This window comes from Kriegella aquimaris (assembly GCF_900103215.1).
In the GTDB taxonomy this organism is placed as follows: Bacteria; Bacteroidota; Bacteroidia; order Flavobacteriales; family Flavobacteriaceae; genus Kriegella; species Kriegella aquimaris.
The window spans coordinates 140,352-150,795 of record NZ_FNGV01000015.1; the positions used below are offsets into that span (position 1 = coordinate 140,352).

Below are 10,444 nucleotides of genomic sequence, written 5' to 3' on the forward strand. Positions count from 1 at the left end.
TCAGTAGCGCTATTGCCCCGAATCATCTTTTTAGGGAAGCCTAGTAATATCTTTTGTAAAACCTTCTGCGTTAATACTCAAAAAAGAAGATCTAAAAACAAAATTTTGCAAGATAATTCCTATTGGCTATAAGGAAAATAATTTTTTTCGGCCATGCTATTACCGTTTTCGTTACCTTTATTTTCTCAGAATTAAAAATGGCCAAAACTGCATCAGATTCAGAATTTGAAAAATTTCCTATAGTCGGTGTTGGGGCATCAGCTGGAGGTTTAGATTCCTTTCAGAAATTTCTAAAGGCAGTTCCCGCAAACTCGGGAATGGCATATATACTGGTACAGCACCTCTCCCCTACCCACCACAGCATTCTTCCAGGGATTCTTTCTAAAGCGACCAGCATTCCAGTACAGGAAATCAGCAATGATTGCACTATCAAGCCAGACCACATCTACGTGATTCCGGAAAATCAAATGCTTGAGATATCGGACTATTCGTTAAAACTTACCCCTCGCAAAAAAAATGTTCAGAACATGCCGGTAGACGTGTTCTTCTCTGCGTTAGCAAGAGTACATGGTACTATGGCCATAGGCGTAGTACTATCGGGTACCGCCAGTGACGGCACAGTGGGATTGAAGGAAATCAAAGAACACGGCGGCATAACCTTTGCCGAAGACCCAAACTCTGCAACATGGGACGGAATGCCTAAAAATGCCATAGGTGCGGGGGTTGTCGACTTTGTACTACCCGTTGAGCAAATACCGACTAAACTGGTAAATGTCTATGCACTGTACGAAAGTGACCCTGTTAAAGACGAAGAACAGAAATCTAAAATAAATGAAAACAGCCTTAGAAAAATCCTTTCCGTATTACAACAGCATAGCGGGGTAGACTTTAGCTTTTATAAGCGACCAACAGTTTTAAGGCGTTTAGATCGCAGAATGGCGATCAATCAAATTACAGAACAGAAAGATTATTTGGCCTTTCTAATCAAAAACAGGGCTGAACGCGAATCCCTGTTCCAAGACCTTCTGATAAAGGTGACCTCTTTTTTCCGAGATCCCGAGATTTTCGATGAACTGGTCAAGACAGTCATTCCCCAGATTCTGAAGAATCAAGATCCGCAAGAACCCGTTCGTATCTGGATCCCTGCCTGTTGTACCGGGGAAGAGGCGTACTCTTTGGCCATCGTCCTTTTTGATGCACTAGGCGGGCTTACGTCAGGACACAACTTTCTTAAGACCAAAATTCAGATATTCGCTTCTGACATCTCGGATGTTGCCATTAAAAAGGCGCGTACCGGGGTTTACAGTGCGGCCGAGGTAGAACCCCTGTCGAAATCGCAATTGGCTGATTACTTTACAAAAGTTGACGCCAATTATCAGGTAGTAAAACCGATACGTGACAGTATTGTATTTGCCACGCACAATTTTTTAAAAGACCCCCCTTTTAGCAAAGTGAATCTAGTCAGCTGCCGCAATGTATTCATCTATTTGGATCCTTTCCTACAACGCAAGGCGCTCTCCACTTTCCATTATGCGCTCAAGGAAAAAGGATTTTTGCTGCTTGGCAAATCAGAAACCATAGGAATGCCGTCAGACCAATTCATTCCATTTTCTCAAGAAGGGAAAATATATATACGTAAATCAGGTTCAAGTCGTTTTCAGATTTTAGCTTCACCAAGTACAATGAATGAAACACCAAATAAACTACCTATACCCTCAATTAGGGCTTCCCGAACAGATTTTAAGAAAAGTGCGGAATCCGTGCTTGTTTCTAGATATACTCCGGCAAGCGTCATTGTAGACGGGCATATGGAAGTCGTACATATAAACGGCAGCGTTGCCCCTTTTCTAGAGCCGTCTTCTGGCAAACCCACGCATGAGCTGATGAAAATGGCACGTAAGGAACTCGCCTTCGAACTGCGCAATGCCTTGCACAAAGCCAAGGAAACCCAAGAATCGGTCATCAAAGAAGGTATTCCCATAGTAGATAACGGCCACCGTTCCTTGGCTACCATTGAAATCGTGCCATTGACCAATGTTGTAGACCCCTACTTTCTTATCTTGTTCCAAAAGAAATCGCAAAACGCTTCCCTTTTGGAAAGGGCTTGGAAAAAATTGAAACCGACCTTTTCATCAAAGGAAAGGAATTTCACCGAACAACGTGTCATGGCCCTGGAAAGGGAGCTTGAACAAATGCGCGAAGACATGCGCAGTATCAGTGAGGAGCAGGAAGCTTACAGCGAAGAACTGCAAAGTGCCAACGAAGAACTACTGAGTAGCAACGAAGAGATGCAGAGCCTTAACGAAGAGCTGGAGACATCTAAGGAAGAACTTCAATCCACCAACGAGGAACTCATCGTTGTAAACCGAGAACTACTTGAGAAACAGAACGAACAAAACCGTACGTTAAATTACCTCGATGCGGTCATCGCCAACCTACGGGAACCCTTTGTGGTGCTGGAAAATGATTACAAAATACGCACCGCCAATGCGGCATACTATAAAAGATTCGATGTCGATGAAACGGAAATTAGGGGCAGATCGTTCTTTGATATTCAAGATAAAATATGGAACAATGTCAAACTGCAGACCATGATAAAAAAAGTGCTTCCCAAAGCGATACGCATTGTTGATGAGGAAATTATTATCAACCACCCATCAAGCGGGGAATGGCGTTTTATGTTCAATGCCAGGGAAATTGTACATAATCATGAATCAAATAAATTAATTCTTTTGTCGATGGAAGATGTAACCGAAAGAAAAATAGCGAAAAGCTAGCTATAGAAAACTATCTTCCGTCCCAACAATGCTTATGAGAAAATAATTCCCTAGGGCAATCGCCAATTTCCCCATAAATAATCTCAGCTATTTCGTTTGCACCTTTCTTAAGAACACATGGTGAAGACCATATTGTGGTTTTGAGAAAATTACAGAGACATAAAGTCATCCAAAAAATAAGGTAAGATAAAACTATTGGCAATTTTTGGTAATGTAGTCGGACAACTGGGGACTTACTTTGCCGCTCTCTGATAGAAATTGCAGCAAAAGTTTAGAAACTATCTAAAAGTTTATTGATATTTGCGCCACAAACAACAAACATGAAAAACCTATTCTTTTTTGGCTTACTTGCACTGCTTGTTTTTTCTTGCGGGGAAAATAGTACCGATAATACCATGAAGGTAGTCGGTAACGTGAAGGGCCTGAAAAAAGGAATGTTGTATTTGCAACATATTCCTGATTCAACATTGGTGACCATTGATTCGCTTCAAATAGAGGGGGATGGAAACTTCTCATTTACTACGGAACTGGAGAGTCCTGAAATTTTCTATCTCTATCTTGATAAGAAAGACAACAACATGGTCAACGACCGAATTACATTTTTTGGCGAGCCTGGCAAAATTACCATAAATACTACATGGAATACTTTTGACACCAATGCTAAAATTACGGGTTCAGAAACCAATAAAAAGTTGGAGGAATATCGGAAAGTAATGTCAGAAATCAATAAAAGAGATCTTTTGATGATGCAGCAGGCTTCAAATGCAGAAGAGCCCCTCGATTCATTACAACTGGACTCTTTACGGATTAAGAGCAACCGTAACATAAAAAGAGGGTATGCCTATGCCCTTAATTTTGCCCTGAATAACAAAAATTCATACATCGCACCCTATATTGCACTTTTTGAAGTGGCCGACGCCAACCCCAAATATTTGGACTCGATCAGTAATTCATTGGCCCCTGAAGTTGCTGATTCAAAATATGGTCGAGCATTGAAAAAACATTTGGAAGAACTTAGAGCTGGTAACTAATGCTGGTCACAACGCAAATCAGAATTTAAGTAGTATCAAAATAGATAGCAAAAAAAATCCCGCTGCAGCGGGATTTTTTTATAGTAAAGCTAATAAATATTTAGCTTAATTTATTCACATCTTCAACTAAAGCAGTGGCTTCCTTTTCCAACGTTGCCCGAACTTCGTTCAAGTGTTTCTTTCTATTTTCAACATTCTTTTGATTGACCTTAACGATCAAAGCATCAAATGTTTCAATTGCCTTATCAACAATCTTGACACCTTCTTTTGAATCTTGCTTGCCATTCGCTGCCTCAACAATATATACCGCCTCGATTATATCGCCCAATACATTATTGATATCTTTTTTTAACGCTCTAATATTTGCCATGAATTAATTTTTTTTGCAAAAATAGGCTTTTTGAGATCAATCACCACAGAAAAATTCACGTGTAATCAAAGTCCTAAAATATTAAACCCATGATGATGTTAAAGAGAATCAAATGGTTACCTCTAAAAGTTTGGCACCATTTGTTTTTAAAAGTACTTTTTTTGAATCGGCAGACACCAAAACAGTCTCCCCCTTTTGAATGCTGGCCGAACCAAACTTGTTCTCAATAGTAGCCGAACCCCCAACGCACATATAAATAGTAAACGAATCACGATTTGAAATGTCTTGTTCCATGTTTTTTGTCAAATCGATATAATTGGTAGTAAAATACGGGCAAGCCACCATATCGTTCACAATATCTTTTTCTCTATCATAATCGACCTTAAAATCATCTTTCTTTTCGTAGTCAATGGCATCTAAAGCCTGTTCGGTATGCAATTCGCGGAGATTACCATTTTTATCGCGGCGATTAAAGTCAAATACTCTATAAGTTACATCAGAGGTCTGCTGGATCTCGGCAAGAAGCACTCCCGCCCCAATAGCATGAATTTTTCCGGTATTGATAAAGAACGTATCACCCTCTTTTACATTTTCATAGTTTAAAAGATCTAGAAGCGAATCATCTTCCAGACTTTTGGTATATTCTTGCTTTGATACATTTTTGTTGAAACCAACTATTAAACTGGCAGCTTCATCAGCATCCATTATATACCACATCTCTGTTTTACCAAAGGAATTATGCCGCTCTTTCGCCAGTTCATCATTTGGATGCAATTGAATAGAAAGATCTTGCTTGGCATCTATGAATTTTATGAGGATAGGAAACTCTTTTCCAAAGCGTTCTACAACACTTTTACCTAATACTGCCTCGCTATTTTTATCAATCAATTCCTGCAGTGAAGTTCCTGCCAAGTCTCCATTGGAAACAACGGATATATCACCAGGTACGGTCGATATTTCCCAACTCTCGCCTGTTATATCATTTGGAATATCTTTTCCTAGAACGTCTTTCAACTTGGTGCCGCCCCAAAGGCGTTCTTTTAAGATGGGATTGAATTTCAGTGGATACATAGGCTTAAAAAGGTTTTGGTTTATTAGGTATTATTTAAATAGTACATATTGTAGCATAACACTAATGATGTCATCCAGCATAGGTAACAAAATTTCTTGGGGTTTCATAGAGTACAACTTCCAACTCTTTGTTCGAAGCAATATGAGGGCGGAGCTTGTTCCAGATAACCACCGCAATATTTTCTGCTGTAGGATTCACCTCTTTAAACTCTGGTACCTCGACATTGAGGTTTTTGTGATCTAGGGCATCCTCCACCTTATCCTTTATCAATTCTTTCAATATTTTCATATCCATCACAAAACCGGTCTGTTCGTCTATCTCTCCCGAGACACTGACAATAAGTTCATAATTGTGACCGTGAAAATTCGGATTGCTACATTTTCCAAAAACCTCGGCATTTTTTGCATTGTCCCATTCAGGACTGTACAATCGATGTGCGGCATTAAAATGTGCCTTTCTACTAACCTTTACTTTCATACCCATCAAGAATTCGATTTAGAAATATGATCATAGAATTTCTCAAAAATAATTTTGAACCAAGCTGTATATTGCTGAGGGTCTGTTGCAATGCTTTTCTTGATTTCTTCAGGTTTCATCCATTTCCAATCAGCTACTTCATCAGGATTGATTTTCGGATTGCCATCGAAGCTCCCCATCATAACATGATCCAACTCGTGCTCGGTCAAGCCATTATCAAATGGAGCTTTGTAGATAAACGAAAAAAGCTCTTTCAATTCAACTGAAAAACCCATTTCTTCTATCAATCTTCTTTTGCCCGCTTCAAGGTTGCTCTCTCCCTCCCTTTGATGGCTGCAACAGGTATTCGTCCACAATAATGGGGAATGATATTTACCCGTAGCACGCTGCTGTAACATTGTTTCTCCTTTTTCGTTCATAATGAAGACAGAGAATGCCCTATGCAGTAATGCTTTTTCATGCGCTTCCATTTTTGGCATGGTTCCGATTTGCTGGTCTTGTTCATTGACCAAAATCACTTGTTCCTCTTCCATAGCGTAAAAATAAGACCTTTGCCCAATTTTACGGGTTAAGTCTATCATAAAAATAAGAAAAGAAGTAGCGTAATGGGTATTATTTGCGCAATGCGGTTGCTAGAAGAACCTTGGCGATTTTAGATTACCCTTGGTGCTGATAAAATCGTATCTGAGAACGACTTCGAAAGACCCATCATTGAAAGCGGCATTGCCCAATTCGGTAACTTCCCTGTCATAGGCAATGCCGATAAGAAATTTATTGGATATCTGAAAACCGGCCAATCCACTAAAGGCGGCATCCCATCGGTATGCACCCCCTAAAATGAACTTCTCGCTAAACATAAAGTTTACAGACATATCCATTTGCAGTGGAGCGCCACTTACTACCTTGGTCAACACGGCAGGCTTAAACTTTAAAGATGAATTGAGGTCCCAAACATAACCTGTAATAAAATAGAAATTCATTTGTTCTTTGGCGGTAGAAAGGGAAGCTTCGTCAAAATGGGAAGTTTCAAGAAACCTGGGCACCGATAGCCCTGCATAGAACTTTTGGGTGTGGTAATAGATTCCTGCTCCAATATTTGGAGAAAGCCTATTGTCGATGTCTTGTTGTAATATCTGATCCTGGGTATATTGATTTAGCTCTGAAAACCGTATGTCCAATAGGTTTGCACTCGCTTTTAATCCAAAACTCAACCTACCCTCGGTCGAAGTATAAATTGTATATGAGAAATCAATATCGAAATTGGTCTCTGATGTCGGACCAATTTTGTCGTTGACAATCGACAGCCCCAAGCCAACACCTCTATATCCTATTGGGGAATGCACATTGAAAGTCTGGGTCTGTGGTGCGCCTTCAAGACCTATCCATTGTGATCGATGTAATGCTGCAACGCTGATCTGCCCACGAGAACCCGCATAAGCAGGGTTTACACTTACTGTGTTGTACATGTATTGCGTATACTGAGCATCTTGCTGTGCGGACACCACACTTATCAGAAAAAAGCAGAACAGGCCAAATAATAATTTGATTTTCTTAATCGCCCTATTTTTTTGTTCAAACTTTATCATGCTGCTATCTGTTTATATATATGTATCCCGTTTTCGTTTTCATAGTACCAGTTCCATCTTCATAATCCAAGATATAGAAATAAGTACCTACGGGTAATTTGTTGTCCACATTGACGGTGACCCTTCCTTTAGAGCTGCCATCGAAATAGTTATTATTGTTATCGTATGCACTCGTAGCAAATACCAATACACCCCATCTATTATATATTTTCAACGTATTGTTCGGGAAATTCTCAATACTATTTATTCGCAATGTATCATGGGAACCATCTCCATTGGGCGTGACAATATTGAAAACCTCTAAATCTTCGTCTGAAATGTTGGGTTCCAAATAATCAGGAGTTCCATCACTATCCGTATCATCGTTCAGAAAATTACCATCTTTATCAGCATCTTCATTGGCCGTATCGGTTCCATCGCCGTCATCATCGATATCACGATAATCAACTTCGCCATCACCGTCAGTATCGGGCAAGTCGTTTCTTGGATCATCAATTTCATCGTTTACATCATCATCAATGATTGTAGACCCTTCGTATCCATCGTCTAAACCATCATTATCTTTATCTGATCCAATATAGGTCACTTCAGGGATGCCATTATGATCGTAATCATGACCTTCAATGTTATCGAGAACTTTATCGTCATCACTGTCTTCATCTAAATAATCGGGCAAATTATCTCCATCTGTATCTATGGGGAAAATACCAATGAAACTATTTCCCTCGTACGCATCATCAAGCCCATCTCCATTGCTATCGATTCCACTAGGCGGAATATAATTTACTGTTGATTGAGCCTCAACATTATCAGGAATTCCATCATTATCGGAATCAATGTCTAAATAATCTGGGAATCCGTCTCCATCGGAATCTGTTGGATTGGTTGATGGGTCACCATCATTGTCAAGGTTTAAATCTTCAAAACTATCAACGATGCCATCAAAGTCACTATCAATAATTCCTGTCGGATTGACCACTACATTTACTATGGCAGTGCTACAATTTCCGAGAGTGTCGCAAAGCGTATAGGTAAAAGAATCGGCTCCCAAATAATCTGTATTCGGCGTGTAGATAATGGTATCGTTCGTGATATCACTTGGTGTTCCGTTGTCATTAATGACTATCGTTCCGTTAGAAGGATTAGTTGTTGTCAATGTATCATCGGAAGAAAAATCATTATCATTAGACAAGATGTCAATTTCGACTGGAATATTTTCGGTAGTTGAAATAAAATCTTCGACCCCGTCTACAATTGGAAGTATTGTCACGCTGACCGTAGCCGTACTACAATCACCAAACGTATTGCAGATGGTATAATCGAAAGAATCAAATCCATTATAATCGGGGTTCGGAATATAGGTTACCACATCGTCGTTGGGATCGTTCGGTGTGCCATTGTTATCAATATCTACCGTACCATTCGTAGGTGCTCCAGAAATGGTCAGCTTTCCGGTTGCAGGCATATCGGAATCATTGCCGTAAATATCGACCACAACCGACATATCTTCGTCGGTCGTAACAATATCATCGACCAAAGTGGCCGCTTCGTACATACAGACTACGGTGAAATTAGGCAAATTAAAATCACAACCTGCTTTTGTCACCGTTGCAGTATACTTGACTACACTTTCTGTAGCGCTTACAACAGGTCTTGTCTGATCGCCACTAAGGACCGGATTCCAATTAACAGTTGCTCCAGTAGATATATCGACGTTCGCGGTTATATCCAAAGTGACCTGATTAAAAGGAGAATTACAATTAGTCAATATAAAATACCCTGTTGCATTCGACCCGCATAAAGTACCATCATAGGTAGCAAAATAGACTCCTCTTTGAGTTGCTTCATAAAATGAATCGGTGCCCAAAACTGTACTTGTATCCGATGCCTCAAACCACCTGTAATTTGATTCACCGCCACCATCGGGAGCCTGCAACAAAAATTGTGCATTAGCTACGACAACTCCCATCATTAAGAAAACGAGGCTGACAATTAATCTTTTATATGTCTGAATAAATTTCAAATCGATTTGGGCCGTTTCTGTTATTTCACTACAAAGACTACATTAATCAAAGAGTTATAATCTGCTGGAGTTCCTACTACATCATACTGCATAACACCATCAGCACTAATACTATCGATATTCAGAACTGCCGGATCTACATAGGTAACATAATAATAAAGTTCTGTTTTGGTATAGGTAGGTATAGCCGAAGGGGCACCCGCACTTGCCATGGTAGGGCTGCCAAATTGGTCTATATATTCTTGATATAAATCAATGGTAACATTATTGACAACTGTGGAAGCATCGACGGCTATCGAAGGCGGATAAAATATACGCGCGGCTTTCGAAGTAATCGGGGCAATATCCTGTATTACATCTTCTACCGTAGCCTCAGTATTGCCATCTCCGTCTACGTCTACGGGGGTATCTGAATTCACTTCAGAGGCTACTTGGTTGTCTGTATTGTCCAAATATGGACTTAAATCTACCTGATTCGTCGGAGTTGCCGGATTTGTTAAAGTAAGAATATCACTAGACAGGTCAAGATCCGTAAGTTCATTGGTTGCACTGTTATCATTATTCGCAGGAAAGTTTACTGACAAATCATAATTGTTGCTTGTATTGGTCAGGGTAACAGATCCGTCCGCGGAATCAAGTGTCTGAATTTCGTTACCAGAGTCGTTATCATTATCTGCAATGGAAACCGAACCTCCACCATTGGTCAAAGTTACATTGGTACCTGTTCTTCCAAGGACTTGAATTTCATTTGATGGATTAGAATCCGCATCGTTAACCAATGTACCCAGGTCCACCGTCACCGGGTCGCCGTTCTGTATCGATATCTCAAGGCTGTTCCCCGTCAGCACCGCGCCGGTAAGGTCCTGCTCGTCCGTGTTGATGAAGCCCGTCAGGTCCACCGTCGTGTCCGCGCCCGTACCGTTGGCAAACGTGATCGTGTTGCCCGAAAGGCTGATCTGCTGCTCGTCCGTATTGATATAGCCGCCAAGGTCGATGTCCGTCGCGCCCGCGTTGTTCGTGATCGTCAATATATCGCCCGTCAGGCTCAGGTCCTGTATCTCGTTGGTAATGTCGAAATCCGCATCGTTAACCAAGGTACCCAGGTCCA

At 40.5% G+C, this 10,444-nt stretch carries 8 protein-coding genes and 1 pseudogene; 2 read left to right on the forward strand and 7 right to left on the reverse strand.

Annotation, left to right across the window (positions count from 1 at the left end):
• Positions 1-197: 197 nt before the first annotated feature.
• Positions 198-2,777 carry a chemotaxis protein CheB gene (locus BLS33_RS21040; RefSeq protein WP_143017665.1) on the forward strand — a complete coding sequence of 860 codons (2,580 nt, stop codon included), beginning with the start codon at positions 198-200 and terminating at the stop codon, positions 2,775-2,777.
• Positions 2,778-3,097: 320 nt separating this feature from the next.
• Positions 3,098-3,808 carry a DUF4369 domain-containing protein gene (locus tag BLS33_RS21045; protein ID WP_089894609.1) on the forward strand — a complete coding sequence of 237 codons (711 nt, stop codon included), beginning with the start codon at positions 3,098-3,100 and terminating at the stop codon, positions 3,806-3,808.
• 100 nt (positions 3,809-3,908) lie between these two features.
• Here the strand turns inward: BLS33_RS21045 and BLS33_RS21050 are convergent, their stop codons facing one another.
• From BLS33_RS21050 to BLS33_RS24965, 7 genes and pseudogenes are all read right to left on the reverse strand, one after another.
• Positions 3,909-4,178, reverse strand: a complete 270-nt coding sequence (locus tag BLS33_RS21050; RefSeq protein ID WP_089894610.1) for a hypothetical protein — start codon at positions 4,176-4,178, stop codon at positions 3,909-3,911.
• 108 nt (positions 4,179-4,286) lie between these two features.
• Entirely contained in the window at positions 4,287-5,249 is a 963-nt protein-coding gene (locus BLS33_RS21055; RefSeq protein WP_089894611.1) for a type I phosphomannose isomerase catalytic subunit, read from the reverse strand.
• A gap of 70 nt (positions 5,250-5,319) precedes the next feature.
• Positions 5,320-5,727 (reverse strand): 6-pyruvoyl trahydropterin synthase family protein, encoded by a 408-nt coding sequence (locus tag BLS33_RS21060; RefSeq protein ID WP_089894622.1) that lies wholly within the window; start codon positions 5,725-5,727, stop codon positions 5,320-5,322.
• 5 nt (positions 5,728-5,732) lie between these two features.
• On the reverse strand, positions 5,733-6,260 hold the full coding sequence (gene idi / locus BLS33_RS21065; protein WP_089894614.1) for an isopentenyl-diphosphate Delta-isomerase: 528 nt from the start codon (positions 6,258-6,260) through the stop codon (positions 5,733-5,735).
• A 99-nt stretch (positions 6,261-6,359) separates the two neighbouring features.
• A complete protein-coding gene (locus BLS33_RS21070; RefSeq protein ID WP_089894615.1) occupies positions 6,360-7,313 on the reverse strand; it encodes a PorP/SprF family type IX secretion system membrane protein in 954 nt (317 codons plus the stop codon).
• Positions 7,314-7,317: 4 nt separating this feature from the next.
• Positions 7,318-9,282 (reverse strand): T9SS type B sorting domain-containing protein, encoded by a 1,965-nt coding sequence (locus BLS33_RS21075; protein ID WP_089894624.1) that lies wholly within the window; start codon positions 9,280-9,282, stop codon positions 7,318-7,320.
• Between the two features lie 74 nt (positions 9,283-9,356).
• Positions 9,357-10,444 (reverse strand): annotated as a pseudogene (locus tag BLS33_RS24965) (hypothetical protein); the annotation flags it as partial.